This is a genomic window from Corynebacterium spheniscorum (assembly GCF_900113445.1).
GTDB lineage: Bacteria > Actinomycetota > Actinomycetes > Mycobacteriales > Mycobacteriaceae > Corynebacterium > Corynebacterium spheniscorum.
The window spans coordinates 68,474-88,753 of sequence record NZ_FOPJ01000004.1; the positions used below are offsets into that span (position 1 = coordinate 68,474).

Genomic DNA, 20,280 nt, shown 5'->3' on the forward strand with positions numbered 1-20,280 from the left:
TTCCTTAGGTTGTCAGATATTCCTGCAAAATATCGTTGACTTGGGTGATCATCTCGACTGGACATTGTTCATCACGCTTGTGCGCGAAGCTTGGGTCACCTGGGCCGAAGTTCAAGGCGGGGACACCGAGTGCCGAGAAGCGTGCCACGTCGGTCCAGCCGAATTTCGCGCGGAAGCCGCCGGCGGCTTTGATGAGGGGTGTGGTGACGGGCTGTTCAAGGCCAGGCAGTGCGCCACCGACGGCGTCATCGATGACGAAGCTAATATTTTCAAGCTCATCGAGGCGGAGAACCTCGTGGAGGTGTTGGAGGGCTTCTTCGACGCTGCGGTCTGGGGCGAAGCGGAAGTTGAGGAACATCCAGGCATCATCGGGGATGGTGTTGGTGGCCACCCCGGATTCCAGGTGCACGATATTAAGCCCCTCACGATAGGTGCAGCCATCAATATCTACGGTGCGGGGTTGATACTCGCAAATGCGTTGCATCACTGGGGTGAGATGGTGGGCGGCATTATCACCTAGCCAGGAGCGTGCGGAGTGTGCGCGCACCCCATGAGCTGAGATTTTCAGGCGAATGGAACCTTGGCAACCGGCTTCGATCATCGCACCAGAGGGTTCACCTAAAAGGGCGAGGTCACCTTCGAGCCATTCTGGGGCATCCTTTTCAATGAAGCCGAGGCCATTGAATTCGCTGGCTACCTCTTCGCCTTCATAGCAGACCACGGTAAGATCGCGCTGGAGCTGCGGGGAATCACACAGCGTGGCGAAAGCATGAAGGTACACCGCTAGGCCGGATTTCATATCGACGGTGCCGCAGCCGAACATGACATCGTCTTCTTGATGCGAGGGCACATTATCGGCGATCGGGACGGTGTCGATATGCCCGGCAAGCACCACGCGTTCTGGCAGGTGGCGCTGGGTGCGGGCAAGCACCGTATTTTTAAGGCGCATCACTTCTACCGGGAGTTGGCGAAGTGCTGCTTCGATGACATCCGCAATGTGCTCCTCATGGTGCGAGGGGCTGGGGATGTCCACCAATTGGCGGGTTAATTCAATAGGGTCGGCGAAAAGATCGATGGCTTCCACGGCAACGAGCCTACAAAACAGCTTCTCGGGTTGGGGTGGAGCAGGTTTGGCATACCCCCGGAAGACTGCGGGCGGGGGTGTACGGGAAGTGCGCGCAATACCCCGATCTCGAGTAAGCGGGGGCGTTGATTGGTTCCACTTTAGGAGAAGAATTAGACTGGAAAATTATGACTGAATACGGTGCTCAGGCGATTGGTATCGCCAACCTCGCGATGGACGGAACGGTGTTGGACACCTGGTATCCGCATCCAGAATTGGTGACTGATAATCAATTTAAGGCGCCGAAGAGCTTGCACCGTGGGGGGCATCGGGCGCAGGAACCGTTGACGAATATTGTGTCCGGAACGGTGCGTTTAGGGGCGCAGGATTTAAGCAATAATATGCTGAAATTGGTGACCTTGGATGAGGATCGCCGGGTAGAACAGGTGGCTGTACACACCACTATTGCGGATCTGCGGGCGGAACCGATTGATGCGCATGATGTGTATTTACGCCTGCATTTATTGTCGCACCGTTTAGTTAAGCCCCATGAACTAAATATGGATGGCGCGGTGGAGCGCCTAGCGAATGTGGTGTGGACGAATAAAGGTCCATGCACCCCAGAGAATTTTGAGTCTGTGCGAACGAATTTGCGGTCGCGGGGCTTAATTCACGTTTATAGTATTGATCGTTTGCCGCGCATGGTGGATTATGTAGTGCCCTCGGGGGTGCATATTGCAGAGGCAGAACGTGTGCGTTTGGGGGCGTATTTGGCGCCGGGAACCGTGGTTCAGCGAGAAGGCTTTGTTTCCTATAATTCTGGGTCTTTAGGGGCTGCCAGGATTGAGGGGCGTTTATCTTCTGCTGTGGTGTTGGGACAGGGAACGCACCTGGAGTTAAGTGCTTCAGTGCTTGCGGGACGCCATAAAACCGGTAGCCGTATTCCGGTAACAATTGGTGAGCATTGCACTTTTGGTGTGGCTTCAGGGGTAATTGGCTTATCGCTGGGAGACCATTGCACTATTGGCGCGAATGTGATCTTGGAGCCGGACACCAAGGTGTGGGATGTGGATGCTGAGCAGCTAGTTCGTGCGGCGGAGTTGCAGGGTCGAAGCAAGATGCGGGTAGCTCATGAACCGGGGCGTGCCGAACCGGTAGTACGCGCGAAACTCTAAACGGTTACCCGATGTGAAAAGTTCCCGCTACTGTGTTGACCATGACGAACACCACAACGGCTGGAAATACGGCCTTAGGCGCAGGGCTAAAGACGCGCCATTTGACGATGATGGGTTTGGGTTCCGCGGTGGGCGCGGGACTCTTCCTAGGAACCGGCGTCGGCATTAAGGTTGCCGGGCCGGCTGTTTTGTTGGCCTATATCGTGGCCGGCGCGATCGTCGTCATGGTCATGCAAATGCTCGGCGAAATGGCCGCAGCGCGACCTGCTTCCGGATCTTTCTCGACCTACGGCTTCCAATCCTATGGTCACTGGGCTGGGTTCACCCTCGGCTGGCTGTACTGGTTCATGCTGATTATGGTGCTGGGCGCGGAAATGACCGGTGCCTCCGCGATCATGGCTTCCTGGTTTGGGGTGGACCCCTGGATTCCGGCCCTGGTGTGCGTGATCTTCTTCGCCATCGTGAACTTTGCGCGGGTGCGCGGCTTCGGTGAATTCGAGTTCTGGTTCGCCTTCATCAAGGTCGCTGTGATTGTTGGCTTCTTGGTCATCGGTTTCTTGCTGGTCTTTGGCCTGATGCCGGGCCATGATTTCATTGGCACCACCAACTTCATTGGTGATCACGGGTTTATGCCCAATGGTTTGGCCGGTGTGGCCGGTGGCCTATTGGCCGTGGCCTTTGCCTTCGGCGGCATTGAGATTGTGACCATTGCAGCTGCGGAATCGGATCGCCCGCGTGAAGCCATTGCCACCGCGGTGCGTTCGGTGATTTGGCGTATCTCGCTCTTCTACTTGGGCTCAGTGCTAGTGATTACCTTCCTACTGCCCTATGACGAAATCGATGGCGCAAGTTCCGCCGCAGAATCACCCTTCACCCGGGTGCTGGAAATGGCTCATATCCCCGGTGTGGTGGGCTTTATGGAAGCAATTATTGTGCTTTCCTTGCTCTCTGCTTTCAACGCGCAGATCTACGGCACTTCTCGCTTGTGCCACTCACTAGCGATGACCGGTGATGCTCCGAAGCTCTTCCGTAAGACCAATCGGGACGGTGTGCCGATTAATGCGGTGGTGCTCTCGGTCTTCTTCGCTTTCGTGTCGGTGGCGCTGCAATTCTGGAATCCGGCTGGTCTGCTGGAGTTCCTCTTGAACGCGGTCGGCGGCTGCTTGATCGTCATCTGGATCATGATTGTGTTGAGCTACCTGCGCCTGCACCCAGAATTTGAGCGAAATAATGAGATCACCACGGTGCGGATGTGGGGCTTCCCCTGGTTGGCCTATGTTACCTTGGCCGCGCTGCTGGGCTTGGTAGTGCTCATGCTCTTCGATGAGGGTGCACGTAACCAGATCACCTCCGTGGTGGTAGTCACTGCGGTACTGATTGCCCTATCCTTCCTCACCAAAAAAACTCATAATCAGGTAACCTCAGCCGCATGACTGACATGACTGCTAAGGGCGCTATCGCCCGTGGTATCGCGACTATCACCCTCGATACAGACACCGTTCTTGATACCTGGTTCCCGGCCCCAGAGCTTAAGGATGTGGACTCTTCTGGCACCACCGTGCTGGAGGATTCCGAATTCCAAGATCTCTGCGTGGTCGATGAGCTTCGTGGCGTAAAGAAGGTAGCTGTTGAGACGCGGATTGCGGACCTGCAGCAGCCCCCGGCAGATGTGCACGACGCTTATCTGCGCCTGCACCTGCTCTCGCACCGCCTGGTCAAGCCGCATGGCCAGAACCTGGATGGGATCTTCGGGATCCTCAATAACGTGGTGTGGACCAACCAGGGCCCCTGTGCGGTTCAGGGTTTTGAACTCGCCCGCGCCCGCATGGCTACTCGTGGCCAGGTCATTGTCTTTTCGGTGGATAAGTTCCCGCGCATGGTCGACTATGTCGTCCCCAGTGGTGTTCGTATTGGCGACGCCGACCGTATCCGCTTAGGTGCGCACCTAGCTGAAGGCACCACTGTGATGCATGAAGGCTTTGTGAACTTCAATGCCGGTACCTTGGGTAACTCCATGGTTGAAGGTCGCGTCTCCGCCGGTGTGGTGGTTGACGATGGTTCTGATGTGGGTGGCGGTGCATCCATTATGGGCACGCTGTCTGGTGGCGGTAAGGAAGTTATTTCCGTAGGCAAGCGTTGCCTGCTGGGCGCTAACGCCGGTGTGGGTATTTCCCTCGGCGATGATTGCGTGGTGGAAGCTGGGCTTTATGTCACCGCTGGCACCAAGGTCACCGTGCTCGGTGAGGTTGCTAAGGCAGCTGGTGTGAACTCCGGTGATTCGGTTAAGGCCTCTGCGCTTTCCGGTGCCTCCGGGGTGCTCTTCCGCCGCAACTCGGTTAGTGGTGCAGTGGAAGCTAGCCCTTGGAAGGCTGCTGCCGTTGAGCTGAACGAGGATCTGCACAAGAACTAGCCTCGCTTAGGCGTTAGCCGACTATGGTTGCTAACCGCCTGTGGTTGCTAATTATGAGGCGCTCTCCTCTACTCGGGAGGGCGCCTTTTGCGTGTGCCGGTAGATAGTCTTCTCCCGCGATGCCGTAGGGGCCCCTGTGGTGGGGCTCGTGAGCTTCCTTACTCATGCTGCGAGCTACGTTGAGGATCCACGAGAGGCTGAGAGGTGTCGCAGCGGCTGCTTAGAGCGAGCTGGTGTGATTGGGTAACCTCGTGCGCGCTGCGGCGGCAATACGGTCTTGATAAGCGCGGTAGCGGACCACAATAAAGCAGATAGCGCAGCCAACCAGCACAATCGCCAGTCCCAGCTCCGCGCCAAAAATCGCTAGAACGGTAGCGACGAGAACGAAGACAGCGGCGAAAATTCCGTTAGCTGCGCCCAACCCCTGTTTAAGCCCCCAGCCAACTAATCCCAGCAGGACAATCAGACCGGCAGCTACGCCCAGGTAGAAGGCTGTGCCTGCTGCACCGACATAGATCGCTGCTGCATAGGCCGCGATAAGCGCATAGAAAATCCCGCTATTGAAAATGTACATGTGCCTGCTCGCTGCAACCCTTCACTAAAGCTAATTGAAAACGATAACGGGTTTCAATCTACAAAGGGTGCGGGGCGAGGGTCAAGACGGCGGGAAATTTCCCTTAAGGAGTCTCTTCGATCGTGCGCGGCGGCACTTCTTCTTTGAGCACCACCGGCTTGATCTTCCGGAAGGTCCAGAACTTGTTGATCAGGAAGTTCACGGGCATGGCCACCACAATGGAGATCGCAGTCGCCCAATAGAACTTGGTCCTAAAGCCCGTCGAGTCATCAAAAATCTCCACCGGCAAAGACAGCGGGGATACGGGATTCATAAGGAGTGTGGCTACGACCTGGCTGACCAGAAAGGCCCCAATACCGGTAAGCAAGAAGGGGAAGAATCCGCGCCACCAGCTGCGCATTTCAGCGGTTTTGAAAGTCCACATCCGATTCAGCTGATAGTTCCACGTATTTGCGACGATAAACGCAATAGTGAGGAAGACATTAAACCAGCGAATATGGTAAGCCGAACCAAACAGATTGAGGAATGCATCATGCTCAGAGATGCCGGCTACCCACCCAGCGATCTTCTTACTCAAGGCTGCGACGACGAGGTTCACCAAAACACCCGAGCCACCTACCAGCCCAAATTGGATGAATTGACGGATATTCGCCTTCAAGTTGATGCTCACAATACGTGAAAGTCCTTCAGAAGTTCGAGGATCAAAACCTAGGAGATTCTAGCGCTTCGCAGCGCTTAGTCTGGAATTCCCGACCCTCACCTGTAATGGGATCAATAAAGCTCAGCTTCCAGGCTACTAGAGCCAATGCTTTTGCCCCTTCATTAAGGTTCAGCCCACTATCTAAAGGATAGGTATCGTCCCCAACTATCGGATTATTAAGGTGTGCACACAACACCCTTAATTGGTGAGTAAACCCAGTGTGCGGCCGTAACTCCATCAGGTTGTCTTCGAGGTAGCGATACTCCGTAAAAGTACGCCGTGCCCCCATTGTTTTCGGCGGCACAACCTGCACTGCTCTTTGCCCAGGGCGCTTCAACATCCAAAGCTCCAGGCTTTGCCACTGCCCAGCTTCGCTAACGCCTGTCACCTTCGCTAGGTAGGTGCGCTTCATGTGGTGTTGGACAAAAAGCTGCTGGTATGCGGCACGTTCTTGGGGTTTCCGCCCACAGAGCACCACCCCACTAGCTAAGCGGTCGAGGCGGTGTAAAGGTGTGAGCTCTTCCCCGAATTCTTGGCGTAATCGGGTTTGCAAAGTATTGATTTGCAAGCGCCCATTGGTGGTGGTGGGCAGGAAGGGTGGTTTATGCGCCACCACCAGGTGCTCATCAATGAAGAGCACCTCATGCTGGGCTTTAATCTCTGGTTCTTCTCTAAGCTCCGGGAAGCACCAGGCTGGTAGGTCACGCTCGATGACTGTGCCGCTCGGCAAGATGGTTCCGGGTTGAAAGGGGCTATCTCCTGCCCTAGCCGCAAAGAACTCCCCTTCTGGGAGTATCCCGGCGCGCAGCACTACCCGGCGCGCACTGATTCCATTGCGTGCCGGTGGCCGTCCAGAGGCATCCGCGCCAGAGGCATCCGCGCCAGAGGCATCGACGCCAGCGACTTGTGTCCCAGCGACTTGTGTCCCAGCGACCTGTATCCCAGCGGCTGGCCTTCTAGAGCTTGTCATAGGGCCCTATTATTCCAGGGCCACATTGGTCCTCTCCGGAAGCGTGAAGGCTGCTGCGGCGGCCACCAAGAAGGCGGCGGCGAAGACACCGAAGACCGCGCCTTGTCCACCAACCAGCAGCACAGGTACCAGCAGCGGTGCGCTAATGGAGGCCAGGCGCCCGAAGGCTGCAGCTGAACCGGTACCTGATCCGCGGGTGGCGGTGGGATAAAGCTCCGGCCCAATCGCGTAGAGCGCACCCCAGGCACCAAGGTTGAAGAAGGAGAGCGCGCAGCCGGTGGCGATGACCTGCCACACATCCCCGGAGAATCCAAAGAGCGCAGCGGAAACACCAGAGCCCACCAAGAAAAGCGCTAGGGTGACTCGGCGCCCGAGAATTTCAATTAGCCAGGCGGCCAGAGCATAACCGGGTAGCTGCGCCAGCGTAATAATCAGCGTGTAGCCAAAGGAGTGGATGAGGTCGAAGCCGCGGTCCACCAGCAGGCTCGGTAGCCAGATGAAGGCGCCGTAGTAAGAGAAGTTGATGCAAAACCACACGGCCCACAGCGCGGCAGTGCGAGCTCGCAAGCGGGGAGCCCAAATGGACTCATGCTGTTCCTCCACAGCAGAAGCCCGCTCAACCGCGGCCCCAGCACCTGCAACCCCAGCACCAGCAACTCCAGCAGCCTCAGCTCCCTTCCCTGCGGCTTCCTCAAATTCGCGAACAATCGCTTCAGCCTCGGCCACTCGCCCCTTGGTCTCCAAGAAGCGCACCGATTCCGGCAGGCGCATACGCACATAGATCGCATAGGCTGCCGGCACCATACCCATGGCCAGCGCCCACCGCCAACCATTGTCAGAAGCTGGGATCACAAAGTAGCCAATCAGCGCCGCCAGCATCCAGCCCAGTGCCCAGAAGGCCTCCAAGATCACGATGATGCGCCCGCGGATCCGCTTCGGCGAGAACTCAGCAACCAAGGTGGAGGCCACGGGCAGCTCAGCACCTAGGCCTAGGCCCACGATGAAGCGCAGCACCACCAGCATCGCCACGGATACTGATAAGGCTGCCGCACCGGTGGCCAGGCCATAGACCAATAGGGTTAGGGCAAAAACTTGGCGCCGCCCAATGCGGTCTGCCAAGAGTCCGCCGAGGGCAGCGCCAAGGGCCATGCCTAAAAAGCCAATGGAACCAATCCACGAGAGTTGGGTCTTGGATAGGTCCCATTGCACGGCCAAAGCGGCCATCACAAAAGAAATAAGCCCGACGTCCATGGCGTCGAGCGCCCAACCAACTCCAGAGCCCCAGAGCAGTCGGCGGTGTTTAGAACTAAAGGGAAGGCTGTCGAGCCTCTCAGTACGCGTTGGCATGGTGAGCAAAACTAGCAGGCTCAGGCACCCCCATGAGCCTGCTAGGCACCCCCGTTTTCGTTAAGCAACGCCCTATTGTGGGAGGTCAGACACTTAAGTACCGGTTCAGCCAGGGACACTACCCCATGGCCCTACCCCAGGGGCACTACCCCATGGCCCTACCCCAGGGGCCTACCCCAGACCCCTGCCCAACCCCACAATCAAAGGCCTCACAACCAAGCCCCCACTACCCCAACCGCTGCACCGCGCGCTCAATATCAGCATCGCTGGCGGTCAAGGCAATACGCACATGCTGCTTCCCACGCGGACCATAGAAGTGCCCCGGCGCCACCAAAATGCCGCGCTCAGCCAGCCAGTTCACGGTCTCATCGGCATCCTCACCGCGGGTTGCCCACAGGTACAACCCAGCATCGGAGTAATCAATCTGGAATCCAGCTTTAATCAACGCCCCCATCAGCTTCGCCCGGCGCGCTGCATAAACGGTTTTTTGAGAAAGCTCCTGCTGGTCTTCTTCCAAAGCCACCGTCATCGCCGCCTGAATCGGCCCCGGCACCATCAACCCAGCATGCTTACGCACTTCCCGCAGCTCCGCGATCAACTGCGGATCACCAGCAAAGAAGCCAGCCCGGTAGCTCGCCAGGTTCGAGGTCTTCGAAAGCGAATGAATCGCAATCAAATTGCGGTGGTCCCCATCGCAGACTTCCGGATCCAAAATGGAATAAGCCGGGTTCTCATCATCCCAATTCAGCCCCAGGTAGCACTCATCGCTAGCAATAATCACATCGCGTTGACGCGCCCATTCCACGACCTTGCGCAGGTGCGCCAACCCCAACACCTTGCCGCTGGGGTTCGCCGGGGAGTTAATGAACACCACGCCGGGGGTTTCCGGCCCAATTTGGGTCAGCGAGTCAGCCCGCAACACCCGCGAACCAGCCATCAAGGCACCGACCTCATAGGTGGGGTACGCCAGTTCGGGGATCACAATGAGCGTATCGCGCAGGTTCAGCAAGCTCGGCAGGCTAGCAATGGCCTCTTTGGTGCCGATCACCGGCAGCACTGCGTCTTCGCTTAGCCCGCTCATGTGGTAGCGGCGTTCGCAGGAGTCCACAATGGCTTTGCGTAGTCGCGGCGTGCCAATGGTTTGGGGGTAACCCGGTGCCGCCGCGTTTTCCGCGAGCGCTAGTTGAATGCCAGGGGCAACCTCATCAACGGGCGTGCCGATAGAGAGGTTCACAATGCCTTCTGGGTGCGCTTCGGCGGTGGCTTTGGCGGCGTCTAGGTGGTCCCAGGGGAAATCCGGGAGGATGCTGCTCAGGGGGGTGCGGGTGCTCATCTGGTCCTTTCTCAAGGTCTATTGAGCTACCAGCCTAGCGCGCCGGAAAGCACAACAAGACCCCCGGGCGTTGAAGTAGTGGAACTACTCGCCGAGGGGTCTTGGTGATGCAAAAACTTTTAGTCCTGGTTTTGGGGCGGTAAATTCGCCACCAAAGGCGGGTCGAAGCCTTGGGGCCCGAGCTTGGAAGCGCCGCCGGGGGATCCTAAGTCATCGAAGAAAGCGGCGTTGGCATCGTTGTAGTCGATCCATTCATCGGGGACATCATCCTCGTAGAAAATCGCCTCCACGGGGCAGGCGGGTTCGCACGCACCGCAGTCCACGCACTCATCGGGGTGGATGTACAGCGAACGCTTGCCCTCGTAGATGCAGTCCACCGGGCATTCTTCGACGCAGGCTCGATCCATGACGTCAACGCAGGGCTGTGCGATTGTATAAGTCATTGGAGTCTTGCTGTTCCTTAACGATCAAAGTTTGGTGATAGCGCGACCTATTATGTCACTGCCGTCGCAAAAGGGGTACTAAGCCTCCGATAAGTCCGAAGACGAAGAGGAATACGCTACGCAGGCTCGGCCACACCAACAAATCCCCGGTGATCTGCGCAGATGAAGATAAAGCAAGAAAACCCAGGCCCCACACCAGTGTGGGGATCGCCGCAACAATTGGCTTTCGTGACCAAAGTAATGCTGTACGTGTCAAGACGATATTAAACAAACACGCAATCACGATGCTGACGGGGAACATAATGCTGATTCCCCCAGGCAGCGGCAACCATGCGCCAAGGTACACCAATTCCAAAAGCACCGACACCAGCGCCCCTAAACTCAGCCAAAAAATCCCCACGGCCTTCTCCCCAGCAGAGGTCTCCTGCCGGGTATAGCGCTGAGCTTTTCCCGAGATCGGCTCCTCCGGTACTGCAGAGCCTCCCACCTCGGCAGGGGTTCCGCTTTGCCGCACCTTCTTCTTTTTACTACTCATAAGAGGTTCTCCACCGCCCCGCTCTTGTCGGCGGCTTCCCCATTGCCTAGCTGATAACACTCATCTTTAGTCAGCGGCTGCGCAATGAGATTAGAAAGCGCAAACACCAAGGTATTACTCATCGCCAAGGCCGCATGCGGGTTCACCCGGCTCACCCGCCCATCAGCAATCCACAACTGCGTGGCATGCGCTGCCATGGCATCCGCCTTCGCCGCATAGGCGCGATCATCCAACATGATCTTCAGATCAACCTTTTCCACACTGGCAAGCTCACCATCTTCTGCTCTCCGCCAGCCTTCCGGGATCTCCGCGATGGCCGCTAACCCAGCAGCCTGTGATTCTCGATCCGTCACCGCCCACCAAATCCGCAGGCTGGGATCATATTGTTCCACCGCCGCATGGGTAATCCGGTGTGCCTGAATATGGTCCGGGTGCCCATAGCCACCATCGGGACCATAGGTAAGAATGCAATCCGGTTGCAGTTCTTCAATGATCTCCACTAGGTCCGCTACTGCTTCCTCAGTGTGGTTAACAAAAGCACGGGGATGCTCATGGGCTGGGGAGCCTTCCATCCCCGAATCCCGATACTTCCCTGGGGCACCTAAGTGGTGGCCAGTGGCCCCCAAAATATCCAGCGAGGCCCATAGCTCCGCGATCCTAAACCCGCCGAGTTGTCCACTCTCCACCAGGTTTTGGTAGGGCTCGCCAATTACTTCGCCTTCTTCACCTAGCGTGCAGGTCACCACATGCACATCTGCGCCACGTTGAGCTAAGGCAGCGAGTGCACCGCCGGTCCACAATGCTTCATCATCCGGGTGAGCATGCACCGCCAGCACGCGGCGTCCAATGAGATTTCGGGACATAGTTCCTTCTATTCGCAATAGGGGTGATCAGTCGAGGTACGCACGCGGGTTTCTTGAAGAATCGGCATTGTTAGACGCTCCTCTGCTTCTAGGTTCTGCATCCACTCTGCCGCACCAGATTCACCGGCCAGCAATGCCCGCAGGCGTAGTTCCGCATCCACCGCACAATAGCCACTCAAATTCGAAGAACGCGGATCATAAGGCCCATCCAAGCAGCCATAGCGGCTTGCCGCATGAATGGGGCTATTACTAAGCGGCAACCAACTAATCACCGCATCCGCTTCCTTTTCTGGCAGGGCTTGAGAGACAATGTTCTCAAAGTCGGTGTGCAGCACTTCAATATTTAGCCCCTTAGCCCGAAGCTGATCCACCACCACTTGGGCTGCGGTAGCTGCCTGATCATCAGTTGGGTCCACCGCTATCCGGATGGGGCGCTCTAATACCTGTGGGCCTTCTGGTTCATAAGGATCCGCCGATCCCGCCAAAGGCCTCAAGGTCGGCAACTCAGCATCAGGTTGGTACTCATTCGGCCCAATTGCAAGATCGCTCGAGCGCCCAGCTGCAATCTTGGCCACCAACTCAATATCCACAGCGCGTGCGAACTCTTGGCGATTAGCTAGCGTGCGGAAATACGGTGAGATGGTCGAAAACACCAACTCCAACCGCCGTGGTTCTTCCACCACGCTCACCTGAGTATCCGGCACGAGCCCCAAAGCTAAGGTGGTGGTTTCTGCGGGGGTGATATTAAGGCAGCTCAGTTGCCCAGAGCGCAATAGATTCGCCGATTGGGTGACATTGCGGATCTCCCGGAACTCCAGGTGATCAATAAGTGCTGGATCTTGACCCCAAAAACGGTCATTGCGGTTCAAAACAATGATGCCGCGTTGGCGATCAATTTTATTGACCATATAGCGCCCAGCGGAGGCCGGAACGGTAGCGCCCAGGGCCTTATTAAAAGGCTCAGTTCCCGGTGGGAATAAGTGGCTGGGCAGCAAATGCGTAAATAGCTCCCGCCAGGCAGCCAAGGGCCGCGAGAAGGTGACATCCACAACCTTGCCACCATTAGTGGTCTTAATATCTCGAATCAGGTGATACCCGGCCGGATCAATAACCCCCGGGGTACTGATCATCGAGGTCCACAAATACCTAAAGTCCGCACCAGTAATCGGGGTGCCATCAGACCACTGTGCTTCCGGACGAATCTCATAGCGCACCAATTGCTTGGTTTTCGGGTCACTATTGTTTTCTGCATCCAAGGGGATTTCTTTAGCGGAGACCAATAGGTCCGTATCCATCAATCCATCATGGAAGGTACTCGGCAATAAGAGGTCAGCTAATTGCCGGGTAAAGCGACTGTCATCAGCAATCAGGTGCGGGTTGAAGCCATTATGGATGGGATCAATACCAATCGACTCTGAGCTAGTCGGAGGCGGGGCCGCAACACTCGTGGTGGAAGTGCTGGTGGTGGTTGTGGTGGTTTCTGCCGGTGTTTCAACCGGCGGTGGGCCGGGTTGGGCGGCGCAACCTACCAGCAGACCAGACACGACTATCCCCACATACAGATGCGGGGATAGTCGGGCTCGGGAAGCAAAAATTTTGCTCACACCTTATTTATTGCGGTTCTTTTCCTTCGAGCGGGCACGGGCACGCTCGGTGGCGTTCAGGATGGTCTTGCGTACGCGCAGCACATCCGGGGTTACTTCCACGCACTCATCTTGGCCGCAGAATTCCATGGCCTCATCCAAAGACAAAGCATGGGCCTTAGCCAAGGTGACGGTGGCATCTGCGGTAGCGGAGCGCATATTGGTGAGCTTCTTTTCGCGAGTGATATTGATGTCCATATCCTCATCGCGGTTATTAGCGCCCACAACCATGCCCTCATAGGCTTCGGTGCCGGGTTCCACGAAGAAGCTGCCGCGATCGGAAAGCTGCTGCAGTGCATAAGCGGTGATCTGCCCGGAGCGGTCAGCGACCAGGGAGCCGGTGGCACGGCCCTTAATTTCACCGGCCCAGGGCTGCAGGCCCTCGGAGTAGTGGTTGGCAATACCGGTGCCGCGGGTTTCGGTCATGAAGATGGTGCGGAAGCCAATCAGGCCGCGCGCCGGGATCTTATATTCCATGCGTACCCAGTCCGAACCGGATGCGGTACCCATGGAGACCATTTGGCCCTTGCGGGCGGCCATGAGCTGGGTGACATTGCCCTGGTATTCACCGGGGATGTCGATGACGATGTGCTCAAAAGGCTCATGGAGTTTGCCATCAATGGTTTGGGTAACTACCTGCGGTTTACCGACGGTGAGCTCGAAGCCTTCGCGCCGCATGGTTTCCACCAGCACCGAAAGTGCCATTTCGCCGCGGCCTTGAACTTCCCAGGCGTCCGGGCGTTCGGTGGGTAGCACGCGTAGGGACACGTTGCCGATGAGTTCTTGGTCCAGTCGGGCTTTGACCACACGGGCGGTGAGCTTATCGCCGCCACCGCGTCCGGCCAGCGGGGAGGTATTCACACCGATGGTCATGGAGATAGCGGGCTCATCAACGGTGATGCGCGGCAAGGCGATGGGGTTATCAACATCGGCGAGCGTATCGCCGATCATGATTTCATCGATGCCGGAGATCGCGGCGATATCGCCGGCGATGACTTCCTGTGCGGGAACGCGGTTCATGCCGATGGTGGTCAGCAATTCGGCGATCTTGGCGGTCTTGGTGTGCTGCTCGCCATTTTCGTCATAGTGGATCCAGGCAACCTGCTGGCCCTTGCGCAAGGTGCCAGCATGTACGCGAACCAGGCCAATACGACCTAAGAAGCTGGAGGAGTCTAGGTTGGTGACATGTGCCTGGAGTGGGGCGTCCAGGTTGGCGGTAGGTTCCGGCAGCACCTCATAGAGAGTGTCGAATAGCGGTTGGAGATCCTCGGAATTCGGGATGTTGCCATTACCGGGGTTCTCGGTGGAGGCGCGGCCTTCACGACCGGAGGTATAAAGCACCGGCAGGTCGAGGAGTTGTTCGGCGGCGGCAGCGGCTTCTTCATCGTCGATGGTGCTGGCCAGTTCCAGGAGCAGATCCTGGGATTCTTCAACAACCTCGTCGATGCGGGCATCCGGACGGTCGGTCTTATTGACGCAAATAATGACCGGCATTTTTGCGGCCAGTGCCTTAGAAAGCACGAAGCGGGTTTGGGGCAGCGGGCCTTCGGAGGCGTCGACTAGCAGCACCACACCGTCAACCATGGAAAGTGCGCGTTCAACTTCGCCGCCGAAGTCGGCGTGGCCGGGGGTGTCGATGACGTTGATGACGAGGTCATTGCCGTCTTTGCCAGCACCTTTGCGGCGAACCGCGGTGTTCTTGGCCAGGATGGTGATGCCTTTTTCCTTTTCCAGGTCCCCGGAGTCCATCACGCGGTCGGCTACTTCGCCGTGGTCACCAAAGGCGCCCGATTGTTCGAGCATGGCGTTAACAAGGGTGGTTTTTCCGTGGTCGACGTGCGCGACGATGGCGACGTTACGGAACTCGGGGTGGCTTGCGCTCACGTTGGGGGGATCTCCTGTTACTGAAAAGCACTAAAAAGCACTAAAAATGATGCACCGCGGTGTTATGCGAACACAGCGGTGACGGGCAATGCATAGTAATGCTACTCTCTATAACCCCCTAGTACCTAGCTGAGAGTTCTAGACTGGGCGAATGAGAGCACGAATAATAACAAAGATGTAACAAATGGGGTGCGGGGGCAGACATTCCTAGTAGGACAGCCTGCTAGCTGGAGTTTTGGTTTTAAACCCCAACATCTTCAGGGGTAGGTGTGTACAAAGTTGCAGTTGTGAACTACTGTGACGGATGTTGTTTATATAGTTGTGACCTAGTTGTGGAGAACCGTGACTTTTAAACGTCCCCTCGCGCTTGCGCTGGCAGCTTGCTTGCTGCTCCCTGCGCAGGCCTCGGCACAATCGCATCGCGATGTGGTGGATCAGGTCATGGACGCCGGCGCTATGTCTATTGAGCCGCTGCGCCAACAACTACCCATCGATCATCTTGGTCGACCCAATGCCCAGCTACTAGAGCAGGCAAAGAATTTTGCGGCTAACCCGTGGTTGCCTCCGCAGGTGCGGGGCGCCATTTTGGCGGCGGTGAATTTCTTTGCTGACCCGGAACCTGGTGAGGATACCGGCGGGCCGGAGATTCCACAGGATGCACCCATGGTGGTGCAATTCGCGTGGCCTACGGTGGCTGGCCGATGCATTGGTGGGCAACTCAATGCTGTTGGTTCTGCCATTGCGGTTCCTGGTCCAGCTGAGATCCCGGTTCCGGGAGCACAAGCTGGGCAAACCGTTTTCCTCTTTACCGCGTTGGGGACCTCGCCGGCGGCGGAAGCCCAAGGGGAAATGGTTGTGGATTGGTTTAATCTCCATACCCTGCGCGGTGGTCACACGGTGTTGGGTAATTATGGCGTCAATCCAGAGGGCCCTGCGACCTTATCTGCTACTGCAGATACCGGTAGCGGCCCGGTGGTGGCGTGGATGCATGGGGCGGTGCATACCGAAGATGCGCGCTGCGATTTTGCTCCCACTGCTGCCCTGGTGTCGGTTCCTTGAGAAGAGGCAAAAAATGAGTGCTGATTTACACCCCGTGAAGGAAGAAACCTTCGATACTTCCTCGGCCAGTAATACTGACCCCAAGGGTTTCCTGCGCGCCGTTGACACCTTTAAGGAAACTGAGTTTGGCCTGTATATGGCCCGCGGTGCGGACCACCCCAAGTTTGGTTACTTGGAGTCTTGGTTGCTGCCGAAGCTGGGTTTGCGTGCCAATATTTTCCACTTCCGCCCTGGGGTGAAAGAAGACCAAGAGTTTTATTTCGATGTGGCGGATATCCAAGCTGATGAAGCTGGTACCTGGCGCACCCGCGATCTCTATGTGGATTTAGTCAGCGTGACTGGCCAGCCGGTGGATGTGTTGGATATCGATGAGCTAGCGGCCGCCACCTCCGCTGGGTTGCTCAGCGCTGATGAAGCAGAACGCGCCATTGATGCCACCTTGGCTGCGGTGGAGGGGATTACTCGCCACGATGATGATGCGATGGCGTGGTTGGCGTCTTTGGGCATTGAGCTTACGTGGGCAGAAGACGTGGAGTTACACCCAGTGGGCTAGGCAAACCTGCAATTATTGCGCACCGCCATAGTTTTTTAGGACCTGATAACTGGGTCTCGGGAATGCAAAAACTCACCGTAACCATGTGCGGCTACGGTGAGTTTTTGTGGGAATTAGAGCCCTGTGCCGAGCTCAATTCCTAGGCCGGGGACGGAATCAATAAGGTCGCGAGTATAGGCTTCCTGAGGATCATTAAAGATCTGATCGGCGGTGCCTTTTTCGACCATTTTTCCGTGCTGCATAACCACCACTTCATCAGCTGTTTGGCGAACAACCGCTAAATCGTGGGTGATAAAGAGGTAGGAAAGCTGCAGGCGTTCTTGGAGTTCCGCGAGCAAGGTGATGATCTGGTTTTGAACCAGCACATCCAGTGCCGAAACGGCCTCATCCAGCACAATCACCTCAGGATCGAGCGCTAATGCGCGGGCGATGGCGATGCGCTGACGCTGGCCGCCGGAAAGCTCATTGGGGTAACGACGCATGGTAGAACGCGGCATCGAGACCATATCCAAAAGCTCGGCGACACGGTTCTCTCGCTCTTTTCGGCTGCCTATTTTGTGTAATTTCAGGGGTTCTTCGATGCAGCGGAAGATGGAATACATCGGGTCCAAAGAACCATAGGGGTTTTGGAATACCACCTGGAGGTTACGGCGCATATCGAAGAGCTGTTTATTATTCAGCGTCGATAAGTCCGTGCCTTTATAAAACACTTTGCCTTCGGTGGGATCCAGCAAATTCAACACCATATTGGCGACCGTGGATTTACCGGAGCCGGATTCCCCTACCAACGCTAAAGTAGAACCCTTGCGCAGCCCGAAGCTGACATTATCGACAGCCTTGAGGTGCTTCTTATCGCCCTTGGCGCCGCGCACATCGAAGACCTTGGTAAGGCCTTCCACGCGGATGACCTCTTCGGCTTCTGCCAGGTTCGCAGCACCGGCCATGAGCTCTTCGGTTTCCACGCCCTCTTCCAAAGCAGAGCGAATACGGGCCGAGGCCAGCGAAGGCGCGGCCTTAACCAGGCGCTTGGTGTAGGGGTGTTGGGGGTCGCGGAGGATATCGAGGCTGGGCCCAGATTCCACGATGCGGCCGCGGTGCATAACCACCAGGTGCTCGGCACGCTCAGCGGCCAGGCCGAGGTCGTGAGTAATAAAGAGCACTGCGGTGCCCAGCTGGTGGGTCAGGGATTCCAAGTGATCCAGGATCCGCTTTTGGACGGTCACATCCAGCGCGGAGGTGGGCTCATCGGCGATGAGTAGCTTGGGGCGCGCCGCCAAACCCATGGCGATGAGTGCGCGCTGGCGCATACCGCCAGAGAACTCATGTGGGTATTGCTTGGAGCGACGCTCCGCGTCCGGCAGGCCAGCTTCTTCGAGCAGCTGGGAGACGCGTTCGTGCATCTCGGAGCCGGGGACCACATTGTTGGCCTTGAGGGACTCCTTGATTTGGGTACCGATGCGCCACACCGGGTTGAGGTTACTCATGGGATCCTGAGGGACCAGGCCGATATGGGAGCCTCGCAGGCCCTGCATCTCCTTTTCGGAGTACTGGGTGATGTCTTTGCCATCGAAGAAGATCTGTCCGCCGGTGACCTCACCGGTACCGGGCAACAGGCCCAGCACCGCCATGGCGGCGGTGGATTTACCGGAGCCTGACTCCCCCACGATCGCCACGGATTGCCCGGGGTAGACGGTGAGGTTGATGCCGCGCACGGCCTCAACGGTGCCGGTGGTGGATTTGAAGGCCACCCGCATGTCCTTGAGTTCGAGTAGCGGGGTACTTTGTACCGGGGTGTCTTGGTTTTTCATCGCTTCCTCCCCTTCGGATCCAGCGCGTCACGGACCACATCGCCCATCATGATGAAGCTCAGCACGGTTAGGGCCAACGCAATAGCCGGGTAGAAGAGCACCATGGGCTTAATGCGCAGTGAGCTTTGGGCGGTGGAGATGTCTCCGCCCCAGGAGACGATGGTGGGTGGTAGGCCGATGCCCAGGAAGGACAGGGTCGCTTCGGTGACGATGAAGGTACCCAAGGCCACGGTGGCGTACACAATGATCGGGGCGGCCGCATTGGGCAGGATGTGAGAAACCAAGATCTTCATCTTGGAGGCTCCCACTGCGCGCGCTGCGGTGACGAATTCTTCATTCTTCACGCTCATCACCGCACCGCGGGTAATGCGGGCAATATTAGTCCAGCCGAAGAGTGCCAGAACCACCACCACGGTGATGATGGTGCGGTGTTCCTTGAACATCTGCATGACCACGATGGCGGCGAGCACCAGCGGAACCGCAAAGAAGATATCAGTAAGCCGGGAGAGCAGCGCATCGAGGATGCCACCGAAGTACCCAGCTAAAGCGCCAATGACGGTCCCAAGGAAAGCCACCGCGATGGTGGTGAGCACACCTACTGCGACTGAAGCACGGGCACCATAAATGGTGCGGGCATAAATATCGCAGCCTTGGCGGTCGAAGCCGAAGGGGTGACCGGGTTCGGGGTCGCCGAGGGAGTTTGCGAGATAGCACGAGCGCGGGTCGGTGCTAGTAAATAGCGAGGGGAAGAGCGCCAACATGAGGGCGCAGAGGATAAGAAAAGCAGCAACCCAGAAGAGTGGGCGACGACGCAGGTAGCGCCAGGCCTCGCGCCATTGGGAGGCTGGTGCGGATTCATCGGAGACCGCGTCGACAGCACCCAATCCGGTTTCATCGGTTTCGGCGATGAAGTGTTCTTGGCCGAGCCGGGTGTTGCCGCGCATGAAGGTGTTCCGGGCGATCTCTGGGTTGGTGTTTTGATCAGACATATCGGATCCTCGGGTCAAGCACGGCGTAGATCAAGTCCACGACCAGGTTGGCAACGATGTAGACGATAACCAAAACGGTGGTAAACGACACCACAGTGGTTGGTTCGCCCTTGATGATCGCTTGATAAAGCGAGCCACCGACACCATTGATGGCGAAGATACCTTCGGTGACAATTGCGCCACCCATCAGGCCACCCAGGTCAGCACCTAAGAAGGTGGCGACCGGGATGAGTGAGTTGCGCAGCACGTGACGGCCCATCACCCGACCACCGCTTAAGCCCTTGGCGCGGGCGGTGCGTACATAGTCCGCGCTCAAGTTTTCGCTCACGGACTGACGGGTTAAGCGCAGCACATAGGCAAAGGACACTGCTCCCAGCACGATGGCGGGCATCAGCAAGGATTTGAAGTTGGTGTGTGAGCCTACGGTGACAGGGAGTAATCCCCATTTCACGCCGACCAGGAATTGGAAGACGAAGCCGATGACGAAGCTGGGGACGGCGATCACGAAAAGCGAGACCACCAGCACGGTGGAGTCGAAGATGCCGCCGCGGCGGATTCCGGCGATAACACCGAAGAGGATGCCGAAGAAAGCTTCGAAGGCTAAAGCCATGACCGCTAGTTTGATGGTCACGGGGAAGGCATTAGCCATCACCTCGGCGACGGGGCGACCGGAGAAGGTGGTGCCGAAGTCGAGGGAGAGAATGCCTTTGAGGTAGAGCAGGTATTGGACAAGGAATGGTTTGTCCAGGTTGTATTCCGCTTCAATGCGGGCGCGGGCGGCTTCGGTGAGGCCGCGGTCGCCGCCGAGAGCAGCAACGGGATCGCCCGGCATGAGGAAAACGAGTGCGTACAGCAGCAAGGTTGCGCCGAAGAAGACCGGAATCATCTGGAGCAACCGGCGCCCAATATAGCGCAGCATACGTGTCGTTCC

At 57.3% G+C, this 20,280-nt stretch carries 19 protein-coding genes; 5 read left to right on the forward strand and 14 right to left on the reverse strand.

The window, feature by feature from the left end; genetic code table 11:
* Positions 1-4: 4 nt before the first annotated feature.
* On the reverse strand, positions 5-1,084 hold the full coding sequence (gene dapE, locus BMZ01_RS04365; RefSeq protein WP_092284843.1) for a succinyl-diaminopimelate desuccinylase: 1,080 nt from the start codon (positions 1,082-1,084) through the stop codon (positions 5-7).
* A 167-nt stretch (positions 1,085-1,251) separates the two neighbouring features.
* On the opposite strand from dapE, the gene BMZ01_RS04370 reads away from it, so the two are divergent.
* The 3 genes from BMZ01_RS04370 to dapD are packed head-to-tail and all read left to right on the forward strand — an operon-like array spanning position 1,252 to position 4,648.
* Complete coding sequence (locus BMZ01_RS04370) at positions 1,252-2,238, forward strand: DapH/DapD/GlmU-related protein (protein WP_092284845.1); 987 nt, start codon at positions 1,252-1,254, stop codon at positions 2,236-2,238.
* A gap of 41 nt (positions 2,239-2,279) precedes the next feature.
* Positions 2,280-3,671 carry an amino acid permease gene (locus BMZ01_RS04375; RefSeq protein ID WP_092285053.1) on the forward strand — a complete coding sequence of 464 codons (1,392 nt, stop codon included), beginning with the start codon at positions 2,280-2,282 and terminating at the stop codon, positions 3,669-3,671.
* A 5-nt stretch (positions 3,672-3,676) separates the two neighbouring features.
* Positions 3,677-4,648 carry a 2,3,4,5-tetrahydropyridine-2,6-dicarboxylate N-succinyltransferase gene (dapD, locus tag BMZ01_RS04380; RefSeq protein WP_092285055.1) on the forward strand — a complete coding sequence of 324 codons (972 nt, stop codon included), beginning with the start codon at positions 3,677-3,679 and terminating at the stop codon, positions 4,646-4,648.
* A gap of 220 nt (positions 4,649-4,868) precedes the next feature.
* On the opposite strand, the gene BMZ01_RS04385 is transcribed toward dapD, so the two are convergent.
* From BMZ01_RS04385 to typA, 10 genes are all read right to left on the reverse strand, one after another.
* Positions 4,869-5,222, reverse strand: coding sequence for a hypothetical protein (locus tag BMZ01_RS04385; RefSeq protein WP_092284847.1), 354 nt, complete (start codon positions 5,220-5,222; stop codon positions 4,869-4,871).
* 103 nt (positions 5,223-5,325) lie between these two features.
* Positions 5,326-5,895, reverse strand: coding sequence for a GtrA family protein (locus tag BMZ01_RS04390; protein WP_223845915.1), 570 nt, complete (start codon positions 5,893-5,895; stop codon positions 5,326-5,328).
* 28 nt (positions 5,896-5,923) lie between these two features.
* On the reverse strand, positions 5,924-6,892 hold the full coding sequence (locus BMZ01_RS04395) for a pseudouridine synthase (protein WP_223845909.1): 969 nt from the start codon (positions 6,890-6,892) through the stop codon (positions 5,924-5,926).
* A gap of 9 nt (positions 6,893-6,901) precedes the next feature.
* Complete coding sequence (locus BMZ01_RS04400; protein WP_092284850.1) at positions 6,902-8,239, reverse strand: MFS transporter; 1,338 nt, start codon at positions 8,237-8,239, stop codon at positions 6,902-6,904.
* A 226-nt stretch (positions 8,240-8,465) separates the two neighbouring features.
* Positions 8,466-9,572 carry a succinyldiaminopimelate transaminase gene (dapC, locus tag BMZ01_RS04405; RefSeq protein WP_092284852.1) on the reverse strand — a complete coding sequence of 369 codons (1,107 nt, stop codon included), beginning with the start codon at positions 9,570-9,572 and terminating at the stop codon, positions 8,466-8,468.
* A 119-nt stretch (positions 9,573-9,691) separates the two neighbouring features.
* The gene (gene fdxA / locus BMZ01_RS04410; protein WP_092284854.1) at positions 9,692-10,015 is read right to left on the reverse strand and encodes a ferredoxin; all 324 of its coding nucleotides are present in this window, start codon (positions 10,013-10,015) and stop codon (positions 9,692-9,694) included.
* A 55-nt stretch (positions 10,016-10,070) separates the two neighbouring features.
* Entirely contained in the window at positions 10,071-10,550 is a 480-nt protein-coding gene (locus BMZ01_RS04415; RefSeq protein ID WP_223845910.1) for a hypothetical protein, read from the reverse strand.
* Positions 10,547-11,413 carry an N-acetyl-1-D-myo-inositol-2-amino-2-deoxy-alpha-D-glucopyranoside deacetylase gene (gene mshB / locus BMZ01_RS04420; RefSeq protein ID WP_092284856.1) on the reverse strand — a complete coding sequence of 289 codons (867 nt, stop codon included), beginning with the start codon at positions 11,411-11,413 and terminating at the stop codon, positions 10,547-10,549. Before mshB ends, BMZ01_RS04415 begins: the two co-directional genes overlap by 4 nt.
* 8 nt (positions 11,414-11,421) lie before the next feature.
* On the reverse strand, positions 11,422-13,017 hold the full coding sequence (locus BMZ01_RS04425) for an ABC transporter family substrate-binding protein (RefSeq protein WP_143067444.1): 1,596 nt from the start codon (positions 13,015-13,017) through the stop codon (positions 11,422-11,424).
* Between the two features lie 3 nt (positions 13,018-13,020).
* Positions 13,021-14,940: a translational GTPase TypA gene (typA, locus tag BMZ01_RS04430; RefSeq protein ID WP_092284860.1), complete on the reverse strand. Its 1,920-nt coding sequence runs from the start codon at positions 14,938-14,940 to the stop codon at positions 13,021-13,023.
* A gap of 342 nt (positions 14,941-15,282) precedes the next feature.
* Between typA and BMZ01_RS04435 the strand changes: the two genes are divergently transcribed.
* On the forward strand, positions 15,283-15,999 hold the full coding sequence (locus BMZ01_RS04435; RefSeq protein ID WP_092284862.1) for an Rv1157c family protein: 717 nt from the start codon (positions 15,283-15,285) through the stop codon (positions 15,997-15,999).
* A 13-nt stretch (positions 16,000-16,012) separates the two neighbouring features.
* Positions 16,013-16,552 (forward strand): ribonuclease FAU-1 family protein, encoded by a 540-nt coding sequence (locus tag BMZ01_RS04440; RefSeq protein ID WP_092284864.1) that lies wholly within the window; start codon positions 16,013-16,015, stop codon positions 16,550-16,552.
* 113 nt (positions 16,553-16,665) lie between these two features.
* On the opposite strand, the gene BMZ01_RS04445 is transcribed toward BMZ01_RS04440, so the two are convergent.
* The 3 genes from BMZ01_RS04445 to BMZ01_RS04455 are packed head-to-tail and all read right to left on the reverse strand — an operon-like array spanning position 16,666 to position 20,268.
* Positions 16,666-18,360: an ABC transporter ATP-binding protein gene (locus tag BMZ01_RS04445; RefSeq protein ID WP_092284866.1), complete on the reverse strand. Its 1,695-nt coding sequence runs from the start codon at positions 18,358-18,360 to the stop codon at positions 16,666-16,668.
* Positions 18,357-19,304 carry an ABC transporter permease gene (locus BMZ01_RS04450; protein WP_177180067.1) on the reverse strand — a complete coding sequence of 316 codons (948 nt, stop codon included), beginning with the start codon at positions 19,302-19,304 and terminating at the stop codon, positions 18,357-18,359. Before BMZ01_RS04450 ends, BMZ01_RS04445 begins: the two co-directional genes overlap by 4 nt.
* Positions 19,305-19,341: 37 nt before the next feature.
* Positions 19,342-20,268, reverse strand: a complete 927-nt coding sequence (locus BMZ01_RS04455) for an ABC transporter permease (protein WP_092284870.1) — start codon at positions 20,266-20,268, stop codon at positions 19,342-19,344.
* Between the last annotated feature and the right edge of the window lie 12 nt (positions 20,269-20,280).

Coding starts and splice junctions, on each gene's coding strand:
- BMZ01_RS04370 (WP_092284845.1), top strand. CDS start 1,252: ATGACTGAATACGGTGCTCAGGCGATTGGTATCGCCAACCTCGCGATG.
- BMZ01_RS04375 (WP_092285053.1), top strand. CDS start 2,280: ATGACGAACACCACAACGGCTGGAAATACGGCCTTAGGCGCAGGGCTA.
- dapD (WP_092285055.1), top strand. CDS start 3,677: ATGACTGCTAAGGGCGCTATCGCCCGTGGTATCGCGACTATCACCCTC.
- BMZ01_RS04385 (WP_092284847.1), bottom strand. CDS start 5,222: ATGTACATTTTCAATAGCGGGATTTTCTATGCGCTTATCGCGGCCTAT.
- BMZ01_RS04395 (WP_223845909.1), bottom strand. CDS start 6,892: ATGACAAGCTCTAGAAGGCCAGCCGCTGGGATACAGGTCGCTGGGACA.
- BMZ01_RS04400 (WP_092284850.1), bottom strand. CDS start 8,239: ATGCCAACGCGTACTGAGAGGCTCGACAGCCTTCCCTTTAGTTCTAAA.
- dapC (WP_092284852.1), bottom strand. CDS start 9,572: ATGAGCACCCGCACCCCCCTGAGCAGCATCCTCCCGGATTTCCCCTGG.
- fdxA (WP_092284854.1), bottom strand. CDS start 10,015: ATGACTTATACAATCGCACAGCCCTGCGTTGACGTCATGGATCGAGCC.
- BMZ01_RS04415 (WP_223845910.1), bottom strand. CDS start 10,550: ATGAGTAGTAAAAAGAAGAAGGTGCGGCAAAGCGGAACCCCTGCCGAG.
- mshB (WP_092284856.1), bottom strand. CDS start 11,413: ATGTCCCGAAATCTCATTGGACGCCGCGTGCTGGCGGTGCATGCTCAC.
- BMZ01_RS04440 (WP_092284864.1), top strand. CDS start 16,013: ATGAGTGCTGATTTACACCCCGTGAAGGAAGAAACCTTCGATACTTCC.
- BMZ01_RS04445 (WP_092284866.1), bottom strand. CDS start 18,360: ATGAAAAACCAAGACACCCCGGTACAAAGTACCCCGCTACTCGAACTC.
- BMZ01_RS04450 (WP_177180067.1), bottom strand. CDS start 19,304: ATGCGCGGCAACACCCGGCTCGGCCAAGAACACTTCATCGCCGAAACC.
- BMZ01_RS04455 (WP_092284870.1), bottom strand. CDS start 20,268: ATGCTGCGCTATATTGGGCGCCGGTTGCTCCAGATGATTCCGGTCTTC.